The organism is Agromyces sp. NPDC055520, assembly GCF_053619715.1.
This window is the reverse complement of record NZ_JBSHJY010000003.1, coordinates 16587-34308: the sequence shown is the minus strand read 5'-3', so window position 1 is coordinate 34308 and position 17722 is coordinate 16587. Positions and strand designations below refer to the sequence as shown.

Sequence of the window (17722 nt, the reverse complement as noted above, 5' to 3'; positions counted from 1 at the left end):
TACGCCGTAAGATACGCCGCCGACACCGCCGTGTCTACTCCCAGGGGACGATTGCCTAACGCTGTAAGGTGAGACCATGCCACAGCGGTCGGTCATGCGCCCCCAGCTCACTCGCGAGAGCGTGCTGCAAGCCGCGCTGCGACTCGCCGATCGCGACGGCATCGAGGCCCTCACGATGCGCGCACTCGCCGAGCAGCTCGGCGTCGAGGCGATGTCGATCTACTACCACCTGCCCAACAAGGACGCGATCCTCGACGGCCTCGTCGAGGTCGTCTTCGCCGAGATCGAGCACGAGGTCGGCGGGTTCGCGCCGCCTCAGATGACGGATGCCTCGGGCTGGGCGCCCGCCCTCCGCGAACGCATCCTCGGCGCGAGGCGCGTGCTGCTGCGACATCCATGGCTGCCGAACATCATGAACGCGCGCGGCGCCTCGGGGCCGAACGCCATGCGCCACGTCGACGGCGTCGTCGGCATCATGCGCGCCGGCGGCATGTCGCACGACCTCATCCACCACTCGCTGCACGCGATCGGCAGCCGCATGTACGGCTACGTGCAGGAGCTCAGCGACGACGGGGCGGCCCCGGCGCCGGTCGAACTCGAGCAGCTCGCCGCGCTCGCCCCGCACCTGGCCGCGATGCTCGCCGAGGTCGTGCACGACGACCCCGAGTCGACCCTCGGCTGGTGCGACGACCAGACCGAGTTCGAGTTCGGGCTCGATCTGCTGCTCGAGGGGCTCGAGCGGAGGCGGGCGGCGCAGCCCGCCTGAACCCACCCCGGTGGTCGAGTAGGCGCGCCAGCGCCGTATCGAGACCCCGTCACCCGGCCTCGATACGCTCCTTCGTCGCTACTCGACCACCAGTACCAGGGCTCAGAGCGCCCCGGTCGCCGCCGTCTCGCGCACGCGCGGCGTGCCGTCGAAGACGAGCAGGCGGTCGGCGAGCTTGTCGACGAAGAACCGGTCGTGCGACACCACGATCACCGCGCCCGGGAAGTGCGTCAGCGCCCGCTCCATGACCTGCGTCGAGGTGATGTCGAGGTGGTTCGTCGGCTCGTCGAGCACGATCACCGCGGCCCCCGACAGCAGGCACTGCGCGATCGCGACGCGTGCGCGCTGACCGCCCGAGAGCGTGCCGATCTTCTGCTTGAGGTCGGCCTCCGAGAACTGCAGCATCGCGAGAAAGCGGTTCACGCTCTTCTTCGTCGCGGTGAACGCGAGCGAGTCGGGGTAGGCGTTCACGGCGTGCCCGACGGTGTCCTCCATATCGAGCGCGGCGTAGACGGCGTTGTACGACACGAAGCGCGCCCCCTTCGCCCAGCGCACCGTGCCGAAATCGGCCTCGGTCTCGCCGGTCAGCACGTCGAGCAGCGTCGACTTGCCCGAGCCGTTCGAACCGAGCACCGCGACCCGGTCGCCGCGCTGCAGATCGAACGAGAGCCCCTCGAACAGCGGCGCGCCGCCGAAGCTCTTCGTCAGCCCCGTCACCGTGAGCAGGTCATTCGAGACCCGCAGGCCCTCGTAGATGCCCGTGATGATCTGGTCGATCGGGCGCGGCGCCTGCCGCTTCTTGATGTCGGCGAGCCGGCGCGCGACCGCGTTCGACGGGTTGCGAGCGGCCTCGCGCCGCGCGGCGGAGGCGGCCTGTTCGTAGGCGAGCAACTCCTCTTCGTGCGCGAACTGCTTCTCGAGCATCTTCAGGCGCGACTGCTTCGCGTGCACGTACGCCGAGTAGTCGCCCTCGTACTCCTGCAGGCGGTAGTTCTCGAGCTCGATGATGCGGGTGACGACCCCGTCGAGGAACTGCCGGTCGTGCGAGACGACGAGCACGGCGCCGGCGAAACCCGAGAGCCAGTTCTCGATCCACTTCACGCCGTCGAGGTCGAGGAAGTTCGTCGGCTCGTCGAGCAGCAGCACGTCGGGTAACTGCACGAGGATCTGCGCGAGCGCGGCGCGGTTGCGCCATCCGCCCGAGAGCCGCCCGACGGGCAGACCCCGCCGCTCCTCGTCGAAGCCGAGCCGGGTCAGCACCGTGTCGATCGTGGTCTCGTAGGTCCAACCGCCGATGTGGTCCATGAGCTCGAAGAGCTCGCCCTGTTCGGTCAGGAGCCGCGTCATCGCGTCATCCGCCATCGGTTCGGCGAGCCGGCCGCCGATCTCGTCGAGGCGGGCCTGCGCCTCGTGCACAGCGGCGAAGTGGCCGCTCAGGATCTGCTGGACGCTCTGCTCGCCGTCGAGCTCGGAGAACTGCGAGAAGTAGCCGATCGTGGTGCCGAGCGCGACGTCGCGCGTGCCGCCGCTCGGCTCCCGCCGCCCGAGCACGACCTCGAGCAGGCTCGACTTGCCGGTGCCGTTCTTGCCGATGAGGCCGACCCGGTCGCCCTGCTTGAGCTTCAGGAACGCCTCCTTCAGCACCGGTCGCCCGTCGAACTCGATGCTGACGTCGTTCAGGCGGATGAGACTCACGGAGGTCCTTGCGGTGAAGAGGTGAAGAGGTTCGGCGAGACGGATGCCTCGAGCCGCGGCCAACTCTACCGACGCCGCCTGCGCGAACGGTGGCCGCGGCGCATTCGGCCCCGACGGGGCGACGCGTCGTGACACGGACCCCGTTCAGCCCCGCTCAGCCCCGCTCGGCGAGCGCGGCCTCGACCACGGCCAGCCGGGCGGCTCGGTCGCCGCTCACCTCGATGACCCGAGTCCCTTCGCCGACCATGTCGGGGTCGTCGCACAGTTCGAGCAGCGCATCGTTCATCGCCTCGCGCAGCTCGGGATCCTCGTCGCCGCCGATGCGGATCGCGTCGCGGTGCGCGAGCGGCAGCACCACGAGCAGGTCGACGTGCCGCATCGCCGTCGCGGCGATGCCGAATCCGCGATCGAGCAGCGCCTCCGAGCGGCCGCCGCGTCGCAGCTCGACGAGCGCGGCGAGATAGGCGAGGAAGTCGATCGGCCCGCGCTCGGCGATGACCGGATGCTCCGTGGCATCCGGTGCCGCCAGCCTCCGTGCGCTCGAGCCGAGCTGTTCGAAGAACGTCGAGGCATCCGGCTCGTCGAGCGCGTCGTCGACGAACTCGAACGGATCACCCCACCGCTCGTACTCGCCGTGCACGGCGAGCAGGTCGTCGATGAGCGTGGTCTTGCCGCTGGCGTGGGTGCCCGAGACGACGATGCGCATGCCGGGATTCTAGGGGCACGACGACTCGCTGCCTCGATCACGGGACGTGTTCGGAAGGTTCTCGGCGCCCGCCGCGTTGGGCATTGCATGAGAGCGATCGCGTACGCCAAGACCGGGGACTCGTCCGTGCTGCACCTCGTCGACCGGGAGATGCCCGAACCGGGCGATGGTGAGGTGCGCGTGCGCATCGCCGTGTCGGGCGTCAACCCGACCGACTGGAAGGCGAGGGCCGGTTCGCGACCGGGCGAGGCGGCACCGTTCGCGCAGGTCGTGCCGAACCAGGACGGCGCCGGCGTCGTCGACGCCGTCGGCCCCGGCGTCGCCGGGTTCGCGGTCGGCGACCGGGTCTGGGCCTACCTCGCCGCGCACCAACGGCCGTCCGGCACCGCGCAGCAGTTCGCGGTGCTCTCGGCCGAGCACGTGGTGCGCCTGCCGGGTGCCGTGAGCTTCGACATCGGCGCCTCCCTCGGCGTGCCCGCCATGACCGCGCACCGCGCGCTCACCGTCTCCGAGGCGGGTCCGTCGCGGCTCGGCCCCGGCACGCTCGACGGCCGCACGGTGCTCGTCGCCGGTGGCGCCGGTGCCGTCGGACACGCGGCCATCCAGCTCGCCCGCTGGTCGGGAGCGACGGTCATCACGACCGTGAGCTCGCCCGAGAAGGCCGCGCTCGCGACCGCGGCCGGAGCCCACCACGTCGTGAACTACCGCACCGACGACGCCGCGGCCGCGATCCGCGCCATCGCCCCGCACGGCGTCGACCAGGTCGTCGAGGTCTCGCCCGCCCGCAATGCCGGGCTCAACGCGAGCGTCATCGCGAACCACGGGTCGATCGCCGTGTACGCGACCGACGGCGGCGCCGAGATGACCCTCGACGTGCGCCGTCACTTCGCGCTCAACGTGCGCTACCAGTTCCTGCTGCTTTACACCGTCGGACAGCGCGCCCTCTCGGCGGCCGTCGAGGACATCAGCCGGGCAGTCGCCGACGGCGCGCTGCCCGTCGGCCAGGACGCCGGCCTGCCGATCACCCGCTTCCCGCTCGAGCGCACGGCCGAGGCGCACGACGCGGTCGAGGCGGGCGCCGTCGGCAAGGTGCTCATCGACGTCGACCCCGGGCTCGTCTGATCGGCCCCCGGGCGAGCGGCGCTCAGCCGAGCAGGTGCGACAGCTGCTCGACGACGAGCGCCACGGCGAGCACGACCATCGCGGCCCCCGAGATGCGTGAGACGAGACGCATGGCCGACGGCCGAGCGCGCAGCACCGTGCGGGCACCCATGCCGACGACGAGGTAGACGAGCGCGCAACTGGCGACGAAGATGAGGCCGAGCACCGCGAGCTGCACCGGGATCGGCCAGGCGCCCGCGGCATCCGTGAACTGCGGCAGCAGCACGACGAGCACCACGAGGCCCTTCGGGTTGAGGCCGCTCACTCCGGCGCCCTGTACGAGGCGCAGCCACGGATGCGTCTGCGCGGTCGAACCCGCCGACGCGTCCGCCGCGAGCACCGGCGGCTCGATCAGCACCCGCACCCCGAGGTACACGAGGTATGCGGCGGCGGCGAACGTCAGCCCGATCAGCACCCACGGCATCGCCGCAACGGCGGCGCCGACCCCGACCGCGACGGCGGCGACGGCGGCCAGATAACCGAGGAGGATTCCGGCGAGGGCCGGCAGGATGCTTCGGTCGCGGAGCCCCGAGGCGATGATGTACGCCCAGTCGGGGCCCGGCACGAGCACCATGAACGTCATCATCGCCCAGCAGGCGAGCAGCAGTTGGGCGTTCACGACGGCCTCCCTTCCATGGATGTGCTTCGGTTTCTGTGGAGGCACCTCGGCGGATACGACGAATGTAGGCGAGACCCGCGAGTGATCGCTGCCGTTCTCATCCCAGAACACGCTGTTCCATGGAAGAATCCACCCCATGGATGCCATCGATCGGAGAATCCTTGCCGAACTGCAGCGGGACGGCCGGCTGAGCCTCACCGACCTCGCCGCTCGCGTGCAACTGAGCATGTCGCCGACGCACCGCCGACTCCATGCGCTCGAAGCATCCGGAGCCATCTCCGGCTACCGGGCCGTCATCGACCCCGAGGTCGTCGGACTCGGTTTCGGCGCGCTCGTGTTCATCACCATGGACCAGGCCAACCGGGCGACCATCCCGGCCTTCGACGCCGCCGTCGCCGAGATCCCCGAGGTGATCCAGGCGCTGCGCCTCTTCGGCGATCCCGACTACCTGCTCCGCGTCGCCGTGGCCGATCTGCCGGCCTACCAGCGACTGTGGGACGAGCGCCTCTCGGCATTGCCCGGCGTGCGCCGGGTCGAGTCGACCCTCGTCATGAAGACGATCGTCGACGACCGGCCGCTGTCGATCTGAGAGCGTCCGTCGATCTGCGGGCCGCCCCCTCGACGCCGCCGTCCGGTCGGCGTACCGTGGCCCGCGAAGCGAACGCCCGAACGAGGAGGATCCCGATGGCCGAGCTCTCACCGATCCAGCCGTGCCTGTGGTTCGACGACCAGGCGCGCGAGGCGATGACGTACTACGTCGACGTCTTCCCGAACTCGCGCATCAGGCACATCGACGAGTACCCCGACGAGTCGCTCGACGAGCACTTCACGGGCATGTCGGGCAAGGTGCTGAACGGCCAGTTCACCTTGAACGGGGTCGACTTCGTCTGCCTCGACGGCGGGCCGCTCTTCGTCTTCAACGAATCGATCTCGTTCGTCGTGTCGTGCGCCGATCAGGCCGAGATCGACCACTACTGGTCGAAGCTCTCGCACGTGCCCGAGTCGGAGCAGTGCGGCTGGTGCAAAGACCGGTTCGGCGTGAGCTGGCAGGTCATCCCCGCGAACATGGGCGAACTGACCCGGCGGCCCGAACAGATCCAGGTGATGATGGGTCAGAAGAAGATCGTGATCGCCGAGCTCGAGAACGCCTGACGCTTCCGCATTCAGGATGTCGCGGCTCCCGCTGCTCGGTCGTACTCCCGCTGCGCTGTCGTACCCACGCAGTACCGTCGCAGGATGCGACCATTCTCGATCGATGTCTCGTCCGCCGTGCTCGACGAGCTGCGTTCGCGCCTTGCGCGCACCCGCTTCACGGAGCCGAGCGCGACCGAGTGGCGGGCGGGCGTCGATCCGGCCTACCTGCGCTCGCTCGTCGAATACTGGGCGAACGACTTCGACTGGCGTGCGGCCGAGGCCCGACTGAACTCGTTCCCGCAGTTCATCGACCGCGGCCAGCACTTCGTGCACCTTCGGCGCGACGCGAGCCGCCCGCCGGTGCTGCTCGCCCACGGCTGGCCGAGCAGCTTCGTCGAGATGCTGCCCCTCGCCGACCTCCTCGACGTCGACGTCGTGATCCCCTCGCTTCCGGGCTTCCTCTTCTCAGAGCTCGTCGACGGCCCGCTCACCCGCGCGGCCATCGCCGAGACGTGGCACACCCTCATGACCGAGACGCTCGGCTACGAGCGCTACTTCGCGTTCGGCGGCGACATCGGCGGCGCGGCAGCCGGATGGCTCGCGACCATGTACCCGCGCGAGGTCGCGGGCCTGCACGTGATCCACGGCCCGTTCCCCGCCGATTTCGACGCCTCCCCGATCACCCCCGAAGAGCAGGCGTTCCTCGATGCCGAAGAGGTGTTCGACGAATCCGACGACGGCTACAGCGCCATCATGGGCACGCGCCCCGACACGATCGCCGCGGCCCTCGCCGACTCCCCCGCCGGGCTCGCCGCGTGGATCGTCGACAAGTACCGCGACTGGAGCGACTGCGGCGGCGACGTCGAGCGCCGGTTCGACCGCGACACGCTGTGCACGATCTTCACGCTGTACTGGGCGACCGAGTCGATCGGCTCGTCGTTCCGCCAGTACCTCGACTATCCGCACAACGGCAAGCGGCCAACGATCACGGTGCCGGTCGCCATCACGCAGAGCTGCGAAGAGCCGAACATCTTCCCGCGCTCCATCGCCGAGCGCGCGGCGAGCGACATACGCCAGTACTCGGCGCCGGGCCGCGGCGGCCACTTCCTCGCGTTCGAGGAGCCGCAGCTCATCGCCGACGAGCTCGGCACGTTCATGCGCTCGGTCGGGTAGCGCGTCGGCCGCTCTGCCCGCCGTCCCTCGCACCGACCGCCCAGCCAGACGATCTAGGCTCGAAGCACCGCACCCACCTGCAGAAGGAGCCTGCCGCCATGAGCGACGCCGCGAACCTCGACGTCTTCGACCGCCGCGAGTCAGAGGTGCGCGGCTACGTCCGCGCATTCCCCACGGTCTTCGACCGCGCGAGCGGCTCGACCCTCTTCGACGCCGACGGCCGCGAGTACCTGGACTTCTTCGCCGGAGCCGGAGTGCTGAACTACGGCCACAACAACCCCGCGTTCACGCGCGCGCTCGTCGAGTACCTCGAGCGCGACGGCATCATCCACGGCCTCGACATGGCGACCTCGGCCAAGCGCGCCTTCATCGAGACGTTCGAGCGCCTCGTGCTCGAACCCCGCGGGCTCGACCACAAACTGCAGTTCACCGGCCCGACGGGCGCGAACGCGGTCGAGGCGGCACTCAAGGTCGCCCGCCAGGCGACCGGCCGCTCGACGGTCGTCGCCTTCACCAACGCCTTCCACGGGCTCAGCCTCGGCGCGCTCGCCGCCACGGGCAACAGCCACTATCGGGATGCCGCAGGCACTCCCCTCGACAACGTGGCACGTCTGCCCTACGACGGCTACCTCGGCGAGGGCGTCGACACGCTCGACCTGTTCGAGAAGATGCTCGACGACCCGGGCTCGGGGCTCGACCTGCCCGCAGCCGTCATCGTCGAGGCGGTGCAGGGCGAGGGCGGCATCAACGTCGCGAGCGCGTCGTGGCTCACGCGTCTGCGCGAACTGACGGCGGCGCGCGGCATCCTGCTCATCCTCGATGAGATCCAGGCGGGCGTCGGCCGGACCGGCGCGTTCTTCGCGTTCGAAGAGGCGGGCATCGTGCCCGACATCGTGACCGTGTCGAAGTCGATCTCGGGCTCCGGTCTGCCGATGTCGCTCGTGCTGCTTCGCCCCGCGGTCGACGTGTGGAAGCCGGGCGCCCACACCGGCACCTTCCGCGGCAACAACCTCGCCTTCGTGTCGGCGCGCGTCGCGCTCGAGACCTACTGGGCCGACTCGGCGTTCACCGACGCCGTCGCCGCCAAGTCGGCGCTGCTGCGCGCCGCGCTCGAGGCCATCGCCGCCGAGTACCCCGAGCTCGGCTTCGTCGTGCGCGGTCGCGGTCTCATGTTCGGCCTCGCCTGCGACGCCGACCGCACGCTCGCGGGCCGCATCTCGAAAGCGGCGTTCACGCGCGGCCTCGTCATCGAGACGTCGGGCGCGTTCGACGAGGTGCTGAAGTTCCTGCCCGCGCTCACGATCACCGACGACGAGCTGCGCGCCGGCCTCGCGATCGTGCGCGAGAGCCTGGCCGCGGTGCGCACGGCCTGAGCACGCTCGCACCGAATCTCATGCGCCGAATGTTAACGGCGGTCGCCGAATGATGCCGCTGCGACGGCCCGCGGCAGGTCGGACGTTAACATTCGGCAGGCATGGCGGGCGCGCGGCGTGGCGTGCACTCGCGTCCCGTCCGGGATACAACATGTATCCTAGATCGGATGTCCACGAACGCTCCTGCACCGAAGCCCGTCCACCCGCTCGCGCGCCGGCTGCGCCGGGCTCGCATCCTGAACATCGTGCTCGGTGCCGTCACGGCGTTCTTGCTCGTCGTCGTGATCGCGCAATCGATGCCGGGTGCGGCGCAAGGCACGGCGGCCGGTGCGACGCGGACGCCCGCGACCGACGGCGCCGACACCGGAGCCGACGCGACCGCCGGCGGCTCTGCCGGCGCATCCGGTGAGATCGCGACGCGCGACCCCGACGACCCGCTCGCGGTCGGCGACGTCGACGCCCCCGTGGTGCTCGTCGAGTGGGCCGACTTCCGCTGCCCGTTCTGCGCGGTCGTGACGAACCAGACGCTGCCGACGATCTTCGACGAGTACGTCGAGCAGGGCCTGGTGCGCTACGAGTTCCGCGATGTCGCGTTCTTCGGCGACGAGTCGGTCGATGCCGCCGTCGCGGCCCGCGCCGCGGGCGAGCAGGGCCGGTTCCCCGAGTACCTGGCGGCGGTCTTCGCGGCCGCGCCCGAGAAGGGCCACCCCGACATGCCGCGCGAGAAGCTCATCGGCTTCGCCGCCGAGGCGGGCGTGCCCGACCTCGCGAAGTTCGAGCTCGATCTCGATCGCGCCGACCTCCGCGACGCCGTGCTCGCGAGCACCGACGCCGCGCAGAAGCTCGGCGTCACGAGCGTGCCGTTCTTCGTCGCGGGCGACCAGGCGATCGCCGGCGCGCAGCCGATCGAGAACTTCCGCGCCCTCCTCGACGAGCAGTTGGCCGCGGCGGCCGAGTGATCGACCTGGGGCTCGCGGGCGCCCTCGTCGGCGGCATCCTCACCCTCCTGAGCCCGTGCTCGGTGATGCTGTTGCCGGCGTTCTTCGCGTACGCCTTCACGAGTCCGAGCCGGCTGATCGCCCGCACCGGGGTGTTCTTCCTCGGCCTCATCACGACCCTCGTTCCGATCGGCGTGCTCGCCGGCACCCTCGGCGCATTCGTCAGCACGAACCGGACGACGCTCGTGACGGTCGCCGCGATCGTGATCATCGTGCTCGGCGCGGTGCAACTCGTCGGCATCCCGCTGCCGGCGTTCACCCGTGGCGGTGCGAGCGAGGGCACCGGCGTGGCATCCGTCTATCTGCTCGGCACCGTCTACGGTCTCGCGGGTGTCTGCGCGGGTCCCCTGCTCGGATCCGTGCTGGCCCTCGCCGCGCTCGGCGGGCAGCCGCTCTACGGCGGCATCGTGCTCGCCGTCTTCGCGCTCGGCATGACCGTGCCGCTCTTCGTGCTCGCCGTCGCGTGGTCGCGGTCGCCCCGACTCCGCGGCATGCTGCGCCCGCGCACGGTGCGCATCGGCCGATGGACGAATACCTGGACGCAGGTCGTCGGGGGCCTGCTCGGCGTCGGCATCGGCGTGCTGCTCATCGCGACCGAGGGCACCGCCTCGCTCGGCGGCGTGCTCGGCGCCTCGCAGCAGTTCGCGCTCGAGAGCTGGGTGCTCGAGCGCACCGCCGGCGTCTCCGACCTCGTCGTGGTCGCGATCGCCCTCGCGGCGCTCGCGGCCGCGTGGGGCCTGCACCGGTGGCGGTCCGCAGCGACACGACGAGCGGATGCCGCCGGCTTCGCCGACTCCCCCGAGGCATCCGTCGCCGCACGCGGCGGTGACACCGCATGATCGTCGCGCACCCGATCACGAGCACCGGCGCCGGAGCGGATGCACCGGGGTCGCAGCAGCGCGATGATGGTGGAATGTCGACCATCGAGAGCGCAGCAGAGCGCGCCCGCGCCGCCATCCGTGCCGCCATCCTCGACGGCACGCACCGACCCGACACGATGCTCAGCGAGAACGAACTCGCCGCGCAGCTCGGCATGAGCCGCACTCCCGTCCGCGCCGCCCTCTCGCGCCTGCAAGACGACGGACTGATCACGATCTACCCGAAGCGCGGCGCACTCGTGCGCTCGCTCAGCACCCGCGAGATCGCCGATCTGGCCGATGCCCGGCTGATCCTCGAGACCGCCGGCGTGCAGCGCGCGACGTCAGCGGCACGCCTCGCGCTCGCCGATCGACTCGAGCCGGGGCTCGCCGCCCAACGCGATGCCCTCGCCGCCCGCAATCTCGACGGCTTCGTCACACTGACCATCGCGTTCCATCGCTCGTTCGTCGAGGCGGGTGGCAACGCCGTGCTGATCGAGGTGGGCGATCGGCTCGCCGATCGCCAGCGCCTGCTGCTCAGCGCCCACCGCGACACGCTCTTCGATCGCGTCGACGAGGTCGTCGACGAGCATCGCGCCCTCATCGAGCGACTGCGCGCCGACGATCCTGCGGGGTTCGCCGAGGCCCTGCGCGCCCACCTGATGGACACGCACGGGCCCGAACTCGGCCCGATCTGACCGGGTCGACGCGGGCGTCGCGGTAGTCGCGGTCGCGTCAGCGGTCGTCCGGAACCGGCACCGTGAGGCTCGCCCGCTCGTTCAGCAGTTCGGGCACGAAGCCAGCCGCGGCCTTGTAGCGGTTCGCGATCTCGGCGCGCTCGGCGTACGGCACGACGAGCTCGATGTCGCCGAACCCGCCGGGCGCCCGCTCGTAGGCGAGCTGCATGACCTGCTCGGGCCCCATCGACCGGTTGCTGAGCGTGAGCGCCGTCGTGCGAGGGCGACGCTCGGCCTCGTACGCGGCGAGCGCGTCGTCGACCGAGTCGATCGTGCCGAGCTCGAACGCGAGCGTGCGGGCGTCGATGATCGCCTGCGAGGCGCCGTTCGACCCGATCGGGTACATCGCGTGCGCGGCGTCGCCGAGCAGGGTCTGCGCACCGAAGGCCCAGCGTGGAACGGGGTCGCGGTCGACCATCGGGTACTCGAGGATCTCGTCGGCCGCCGAGATCACGGCCGGCACATCGAGCCAGCCGAAGTCCCAATCGCCGAACCGGGCGAGCACGGCGCTCGGGTCGGCGCCGCGGTTCCAATCGCTCGCTCCCGGCTCGGCACCCTCAGAACGGTACTCGGCGATGAAGTTCACCGTCTGCCGGCCGTCGTCGCCGACCGCCGACAGCGGGTAGGCGACGAACTTCTGCATCGCGTCGCCCGCCATGATCATCGTGAGCCCGTCGAGGTAGGGCCGCACCCTCGCGGTGCCGCGCCAGAGGATCAGCCCGTTCCACACCGGCGCACCCTCGTCGGGATAGTGCTGCCGGCGAAGCGCGCTGTGAATGCCGTCGGCGCCGATCACGACGTCGGCCGACACGCGAGCCGCGGCATCCTGCCCACCGCCGATCGCGACGCTCGCGCGCCCGCCCTCGGTGCGCACGTCGCCGACCGCGCTGCCGAGACGGATCGCGTCGGTGCCGAGCCGCTCGAGCACGGCGTCGCGCAGCAGCATCTGCAATCGGCCGCGATGCACCGAGTACTGCGCCCAGTTGTAGCCCGCCGCCCGCCCGCGCGGCTCGGTCCAGATCTGCTGCCCATGCCGGTTGAAGTACGAGAGCGTGCTCGTGGCCACGCCGATCTCGGCGAGCTCGTCGCCGAGCCCGAGCTCGGTCAGTTCGCGCACCGCGTGCGGCAGCAGGTTGATGCCCACGCCGAGCGGCTTGATCTCGGCGACGGACTCGTACAGGGTCACGTCGTCGATGCCCGCCGCATGCAGCGACAGTGCCGTGGTCAGGCCGCCGATGCCGGCGCCCGCGATGATGACGCTCATTGCGTCCTCCAGTCAGTTCTCGGTCAGCAGGTCGTCGAGGGCGGACGCCTCGTGCGCGACGGTGTCGAGATCCCAGTCGGGTCGCGGCACCGAGTCGATGAGCAGTCGGGTATATGGATGCTGCGGGGCGCTGAGCAGCTCGATCGTGCGACCCCGCTCGACGATCGCGCCGGTCTTCATCACGACCGTCTCGTCGCAGAGCCGGCGCACGACCGCGAGGTCGTGGCTGATGAAGAGCACGGTGAGGCCGCGATCACGACGGATCTGCTCGACGACGCCGAGCACCTGCGCCTGAACGGAGACGTCGAGCGCGCTCGTCGCCTCGTCCATCACGAGCACGTCGGGCTCGATCGCGAGGGCACGGGCGATCGCGACGCGCTGCCGCTGACCGCCCGAGAGCGTGCGCGGGCGGGCTTGCGCGTGCTCGTCGCCGAGGCCGACCTGCTCGAGCAGCCCGACGACCCGCGACCGCGCATCGGCGGTCGTGAGGGTCCGGTGCAGTCGCATGGCGTCTTCGATCGCCTTGCCGGCGGTGATGCGCGGATCGAGCGAGAGGTACGGGTCTTGGAAGACCATCTGCACCGACCGCGCGTGGGCGAGTCGCTCGATCCGGTTGCTCGGCGCCGAGGTGCGTTCACGACCGGCGATGCGGATGTCGCCGGCATCGGCCTGCTCGAGGCCCACGATCATGCGGGCGAAGGTCGACTTGCCGGAACCCGACTCGCCGACCACGCCGAGGGCACCGCCGCGCGGGATCTCGACCGAGGCGTCGATGACGGCGTGCACCGGCTCCTTGCCGCGGCGACGGTAGGTCTTCGAGACGCCGCTCGTCGAGAGCATGGGCTCGGTCTCTTCGCTGGTCGAGTAGCGAGCGCCAGCGAGCGTATCGAGACCCGGCGCGGGGTCTCGATACGGCGCCGGGGCGCCTACTCGACCAGCGGTGCCCACGACCAGGATCGTCGGCGTCGCCGCGACGAGTCGCTTGGTGTACGCGGCCTGCGGGTTCTGGAAGACCTGGCGCGCGTCGCCTTGCTCTTCGACCCGGCCCGCACTCATCACGTAGACGCGATCGCAGATCGAGGCCGCGAGGTTCAGGTCGTGCGTGATGAAGAGCATGCCCATGCCGCGGCTCGCACGCTGCTCGGCGAGCACGCCGATGATCTCGGCCTGCGTCGTGACGTCGAGCGCGGTCGTCGGCTCGTCGCAGATGAGCAGCCGCGGCGAGCTCGTGAGCGCGCCCGCGATCATGACGCGCTGCAGCATGCCGCCCGACAGCTCGTGCGGGTACTGGCCCAGGTGCTCTTCGGGGCGCGGCAGGCGCACCTGTTCCATGAGCGAGACGGCCACCGCCCGCGCCTCTGAGGCCGAACGCCCCTCGCAGAGCCGCATGGTCTCGGTGAGGTGATCGCCGACCGTGCGCATCGGGTTGATGCCGGCGCGCGGGTCTTGGAAGATCATCGAGGCCTGGGTGCGACGCAGCTCGAGCAGTTCACTGCGGCTCGCGTCGAGCACCGACCGGTCGAGCAGCTGCACCGAGCCGCCCATGCGCGCCCCGGTGGGCAGCAGGCCGAGCACCGAGCGTGCGGTGAGCGACTTGCCCGAGCCGGACTCGCCCACGAGGCCGATCGTCTCGCCCTCGGCGACGGTGAGGCTGATGCCGTCGAGCAGACGCTTGCCGTTCGGCAGGTCGAGCGTGAGCTCGGAGATGTCGAGGAGTGTCATGCGGGGATCTCGCCTCCGATGCGATCAGAGAGTTCTTCGCCGATCACGTTGACGGCGACCACGACCAAGACGATCGCGATCGAGGGGACGAGGGCAGGAAGGAAGTAGCCGCCGATGAGACCGGACTGCGCCTCGTTCACCATCGCGCCCCAATCAGCGGTGGGCGCTTGCACGCCGAGGCCGAGGAACGAGAGGCCGGCGAGCTCGGCGAGCACGTAGCCGAAGTTCAACGTCGACTGCGCTCCGACGATCGGCGTCACGTTGGGCAGCACGCGGCGCAATGCGATGAACCCGCCGCCGAAGCCCTGCACGCGATAGGCCGCGACGTACGGCCGCGAGCGTTCCGATGCGATGAGCGAACGCGTCAGTCGCGCGACGAACGGTGCGTACGCGATGCTCATCGCGATGACCGGGGCGACGAGGCCCTTGCCGAACAACGCGACCGCCATGATCGCGAGCAGCAGCGCCGGGAACGCGAAGATCACGTCGAAGATGCGGCCCAGCACGGCGTCGATCCAGCCGCCGCGCCACCCGGCGAGCAGGCCGAGCAGAATACCGACGATCGTCGAGAAGATGACGACGAGCAGCGGCGCGAGCAGGGCGGTTTGCGCTCCGAAGATCATGCGGCTGAGGGTGTCGCGGCCGAGCGCGTCGGTGCCGAGCCAGTGGGCGGGGCTCGGCGGCGCCTGCACGTTCAGGAGGTCGACCTGGTTCGGAGGATACGGGGCGACCCACGGCGCGAAGATCGCGCCGAGCGTCACCACGGCGAGGAACACGGCGCTGATGAGGAAGGTGGTGCTCGAAAGCCGCACTCGCGGCGAACGCAGCACCTTCATGGCCATGGTGGGGGTCGTCATCGGGCACCAGCTCCTGCAGCGGCTCGGGGGTCGATCCACGGTTCGAGCACATCGATGACGGCGTTCACGACGACGAACGCCGTGACGATGAGCAGCACGATCGCCTGCACGACCGGGAAGTCGAGACGGTCGACCGACTGCACGAGGAGCGTGCCGATGCCGGCCAGGCCGAACGCCGCTTCGACGATCGAGCTCGCGACGAGGAGGCCGGCCACGAGCACACCGCTGACCGTGAGGATCGGACCGATCGAGTTGCGGAAGACATGCCGGCGGATGACCGTGCCGCGCCTGAGCCCACGGCTCGTGGCGACCTCGACATGCTCACGGCCGAGCTGCTCGACCATCGAGGAGCGGGTCACCTTGCCGACGAGCACGACGAAGACGATCGCGAGCGCGGTCGAGGGCAGCACGAGGTGGTAGACGGTGTCGAGGAACCCCTCGCCGGAGCCGAACGACGGGAACCAGCCGAGCTGCACCGCGAAGATCGCGATCAGTACGATCGAGCCGACGAACGACGGGATGGCGCCGAGCACGGTGAGGCCGATGAGCACGGCGCGGTCGAGCACCCTGCCGCGGTTCAGCGATGCCACGATGCCGGCCGTGAGGCCCACGATGGCGATCATCGTGCCCGCCATGACGACGAGCATCAGGGTGACGGGGAGGCGATCGCCGATCACCTGCGAGACATCCTGGCGGTACTGCAACGAGCGACCGAAGTCGCCCTGCAGCACGCCGGTCAGCCAGTTCCAGTACTGCTGCCACGGCGGCAGGTCGAGCCCGTACTGGGCCGTCACGAGTGCGACGGCCTCGGGGCTGGGCTTCCGACCGCGCAGCAGGAAGCTGACGGGGTCGCCCGGCACGAGGAAGCGGGAGAAGAAGACGAGCAGCGATGCGAGGAAGAGCGTGAGGAGCAGGGCGCCGAGCTTGCCCGCCACCCGGCGGAGCGTGGTCATCGGGTGACCGCCGCTCCGCCGAGGTGGTTCAGGCGCCCACTGGTGCTAGCGTGCGCCAATGGTTGCTGCCCAGGGGTAGTACAGGTAGGCGACCGACGGTGCCACACCGGTGATGCGCTCACCCATGAACAGGGTGGTCGGGCCGTCGAAGAGCGGCAGCCACGGCAGCTGCTCGTTCGCGATCTGCTGCGCCTCGGCGGTCTTCTCGGAGCGCGCGGCCGGGTCTTCGATCGCGATGGCCTCGTTGACGACGGCATCGAACTCGGGGTCGGACCATTCGCCGTAGTTGCTGAACTCGCCGGTGCGCAGCACGCTGTACATCTCGAGCGGGTCGGGGCTCGAGAGGTACCACGCGGTGTAGAAGAGGTCGACGCCCTCACGAGCGCTCGGGTCGGAGAACAGCGCGGTGTACGCGTTCGGGGTGACCGTCTCGATCTTGACCTTCAGGCCGATCTGCTCGGCCGCCGCGGCCGTCGCCTGGGCGTAGACGTTGAAGTCGCTGCCGAGCGGGGCCGTCACGTACGTGAGCTCCTCGCCGGTGGCGCCGGCCTCTTCGACGAGCTTCTTGGCGGCCTCGACGTCGTAGGAGTACTCGGTGACGTCGTTGAACGCGGAATCGAGTGCGGCATCGCTCGCGCCGACCCAGACCGACTCGGTCGTGAAGACGTCGGTCTGCGTGCCGTAGCCCTTGAGCGCCGCGTCGATGATGCCCTGACGGTCGATCGCCATGAGCAGTGCCTGACGCACACGCACGTCACCGAGCGGGCCGTCGAGGTTCGAGATCACGAGGTTCGAGACGGCGGTGTTCAGGCCGAACAGCATGTCGCCGTTGTCGGCCTCGCGAAGCTGCGGCACGGCGTCGGCGGGGATCATCCAGCTGCCGTCGACCTCGCCCGACTTCAACGCGTTGGTGCGGGCGTTGGCGTCGTTCATGAAGATGAACTTCACCTCGCCCGAACGGGCCGTGAGCTCAGGATCCCAGTAGCCGTCGTAGCGCTCGAGCGTGATCGACTCGCCCGACTTCCACTCGCCGAAGCTGAACGGGCCGGTGCAGTTCACGCCGCCGGTCGAGTTGCCGTAGTCGGCGCCCTTCTCGGCGAGGGTCGCGGCCGACTCGATGACGCCGGCGGAGCCGCCCATGCCGAGGTTGAACTGCGAGTCGGGGCCGGTCATCGTAACCGTGACCTGCATGTCGCCCGTCTGCTCGATCGAGGCGACGTTCTGGTAGTTGGAGTACCACGATGAGCCGACGGCCGGGTCGAGGTGGCGGCTCATCGAGGCCACGGCGTCGGCCGCGGTGAGCGGGGTGCCGTCGTGGAAGGTGACGCCGTCGCGGATCTCGTAGACCCAGGTCTCGGGTGTCGGGTGCGAGAACGACTCGGCCAGACCGGGCGAGAGCGTGTAGTCGGGGTTCAGCCGCAGCAGCGACTCGCAGACGTTGGCGAGCACCTGGTTGTCGGCGTAGTCGAAGGCGTACGCGTAGTCGAGCGAGTAGGGCTCGGCGTAATTCGCCCAGGTGAACGAGTCGATGTCGCCCGAGGGCGCATCGGTCTGCGCGGTGAGCTCCCACTCGGCGGGCTGGGCCTTCTCGGGTTCGGCGGTGGCGCTGCATCCGGTCAGGGCCAGAGCGGCACCGAGACCGGCGGCGACGATCGTCGTCGCACGACGACGGCTCCGCCGAGACGGCATGGCAGGGGGTTGGGACAT

17 protein-coding genes are annotated in these 17722 nt (G+C 70.2%); 9 read left to right on the top strand and 8 right to left on the bottom strand.

The features are described 5' to 3' along the window. The first annotated feature begins 76 nt into the window (after positions 1 to 76). On the top strand, positions 77 to 766 hold the full coding sequence (locus ACWGST_RS02715; RefSeq protein WP_452045102.1) for a TetR/AcrR family transcriptional regulator: 690 nt from the start codon (positions 77 to 79) through the stop codon (positions 764 to 766). Between the two features lie 102 nt (positions 767 to 868). Here the strand turns inward: ACWGST_RS02715 and ACWGST_RS02710 are convergent, their stop codons facing one another. Next, positions 869 to 2461 (bottom strand): ABC-F family ATP-binding cassette domain-containing protein, encoded by a 1593-nt coding sequence (locus tag ACWGST_RS02710; protein ID WP_452045101.1) that lies wholly within the window; start codon positions 2459 to 2461, stop codon positions 869 to 871. Between the two features lie 154 nt (positions 2462 to 2615). After that, the gene (locus tag ACWGST_RS02705) at positions 2616 to 3167 is read right to left on the bottom strand and encodes an AAA family ATPase (RefSeq protein ID WP_452045100.1); all 552 of its coding nucleotides are present in this window, start codon (positions 3165 to 3167) and stop codon (positions 2616 to 2618) included. An 87-nt stretch (positions 3168 to 3254) separates the two neighbouring features. Between ACWGST_RS02705 and ACWGST_RS02700 the strand changes: the two genes are divergently transcribed. After that, positions 3255 to 4289 carry an NADPH:quinone reductase gene (locus tag ACWGST_RS02700; protein WP_452045099.1) on the top strand — a complete coding sequence of 345 codons (1035 nt, stop codon included), beginning with the start codon at positions 3255 to 3257 and terminating at the stop codon, positions 4287 to 4289. 22 nt (positions 4290 to 4311) lie between these two features. Here ACWGST_RS02700 and ACWGST_RS02695 read toward each other — a convergent pair whose 3' ends face one another. Next, positions 4312 to 4947, bottom strand: coding sequence for a LysE family translocator (locus ACWGST_RS02695; protein ID WP_452045098.1), 636 nt, complete (start codon positions 4945 to 4947; stop codon positions 4312 to 4314). 136 nt (positions 4948 to 5083) lie between these two features. Here ACWGST_RS02695 and ACWGST_RS02690 point away from each other — a divergent pair, with 136 nt between their 5' ends. The 7 genes from ACWGST_RS02690 to ACWGST_RS02660 all read left to right on the top strand — a co-directional run bounded on the left by ACWGST_RS02690 (position 5084) and on the right by ACWGST_RS02660 (position 11180). Further along, the gene (locus tag ACWGST_RS02690) at positions 5084 to 5536 is read left to right on the top strand and encodes an Lrp/AsnC family transcriptional regulator (protein ID WP_452045097.1); all 453 of its coding nucleotides are present in this window, start codon (positions 5084 to 5086) and stop codon (positions 5534 to 5536) included. 95 nt (positions 5537 to 5631) lie between these two features. Continuing rightward, positions 5632 to 6099 carry a VOC family protein gene (locus ACWGST_RS02685; RefSeq protein WP_452045096.1) on the top strand — a complete coding sequence of 156 codons (468 nt, stop codon included), beginning with the start codon at positions 5632 to 5634 and terminating at the stop codon, positions 6097 to 6099. An 84-nt stretch (positions 6100 to 6183) separates the two neighbouring features. Further along, positions 6184 to 7254 carry an epoxide hydrolase family protein gene (locus tag ACWGST_RS02680; RefSeq protein WP_452045095.1) on the top strand — a complete coding sequence of 357 codons (1071 nt, stop codon included), beginning with the start codon at positions 6184 to 6186 and terminating at the stop codon, positions 7252 to 7254. A 98-nt stretch (positions 7255 to 7352) separates the two neighbouring features. Beyond that, a complete protein-coding gene (ectB, locus tag ACWGST_RS02675) occupies positions 7353 to 8627 on the top strand; it encodes a diaminobutyrate--2-oxoglutarate transaminase (protein WP_452045094.1) in 1275 nt (424 codons plus the stop codon). Positions 8628 to 8794: 167 nt separating this feature from the next. Then, the gene (locus tag ACWGST_RS02670) at positions 8795 to 9586 is read left to right on the top strand and encodes a DsbA family protein (protein WP_452045093.1); all 792 of its coding nucleotides are present in this window, start codon (positions 8795 to 8797) and stop codon (positions 9584 to 9586) included. Continuing rightward, positions 9583 to 10464 carry a cytochrome c biogenesis CcdA family protein gene (locus ACWGST_RS02665; RefSeq protein ID WP_452045092.1) on the top strand — a complete coding sequence of 294 codons (882 nt, stop codon included), beginning with the start codon at positions 9583 to 9585 and terminating at the stop codon, positions 10462 to 10464. The genes ACWGST_RS02670 and ACWGST_RS02665 overlap by 4 nt, the downstream gene beginning before the upstream one ends. 74 nt (positions 10465 to 10538) lie before the next feature. Continuing rightward, a complete protein-coding gene (locus ACWGST_RS02660) occupies positions 10539 to 11180 on the top strand; it encodes a GntR family transcriptional regulator (RefSeq protein WP_452045091.1) in 642 nt (213 codons plus the stop codon). Positions 11181 to 11217: 37 nt separating this feature from the next. On the opposite strand, the gene ACWGST_RS02655 is transcribed toward ACWGST_RS02660, so the two are convergent. The 5 genes from ACWGST_RS02655 to ACWGST_RS02635 are packed head-to-tail and all read right to left on the bottom strand — an operon-like array spanning position 11218 to position 17722. Next, positions 11218 to 12483, bottom strand: a complete 1266-nt coding sequence (locus ACWGST_RS02655) for a flavin-dependent oxidoreductase (RefSeq protein WP_452045090.1) — start codon at positions 12481 to 12483, stop codon at positions 11218 to 11220. A 12-nt stretch (positions 12484 to 12495) separates the two neighbouring features. Next, complete coding sequence (locus ACWGST_RS02650; RefSeq protein ID WP_452045089.1) at positions 12496 to 14205, bottom strand: dipeptide ABC transporter ATP-binding protein; 1710 nt, start codon at positions 14203 to 14205, stop codon at positions 12496 to 12498. Next, positions 14202 to 15062, bottom strand: a complete 861-nt coding sequence (locus ACWGST_RS02645) for an ABC transporter permease (protein ID WP_452045088.1) — start codon at positions 15060 to 15062, stop codon at positions 14202 to 14204. The genes ACWGST_RS02650 and ACWGST_RS02645 overlap by 4 nt, the downstream gene beginning before the upstream one ends. Continuing rightward, the gene (locus ACWGST_RS02640) at positions 15059 to 16015 is read right to left on the bottom strand and encodes an ABC transporter permease (RefSeq protein ID WP_452045087.1); all 957 of its coding nucleotides are present in this window, start codon (positions 16013 to 16015) and stop codon (positions 15059 to 15061) included. Before ACWGST_RS02640 ends, ACWGST_RS02645 begins: the two co-directional genes overlap by 4 nt. A gap of 45 nt (positions 16016 to 16060) precedes the next feature. Then, complete coding sequence (locus ACWGST_RS02635; RefSeq protein ID WP_452045086.1) at positions 16061 to 17722, bottom strand: ABC transporter substrate-binding protein; 1662 nt, start codon at positions 17720 to 17722, stop codon at positions 16061 to 16063.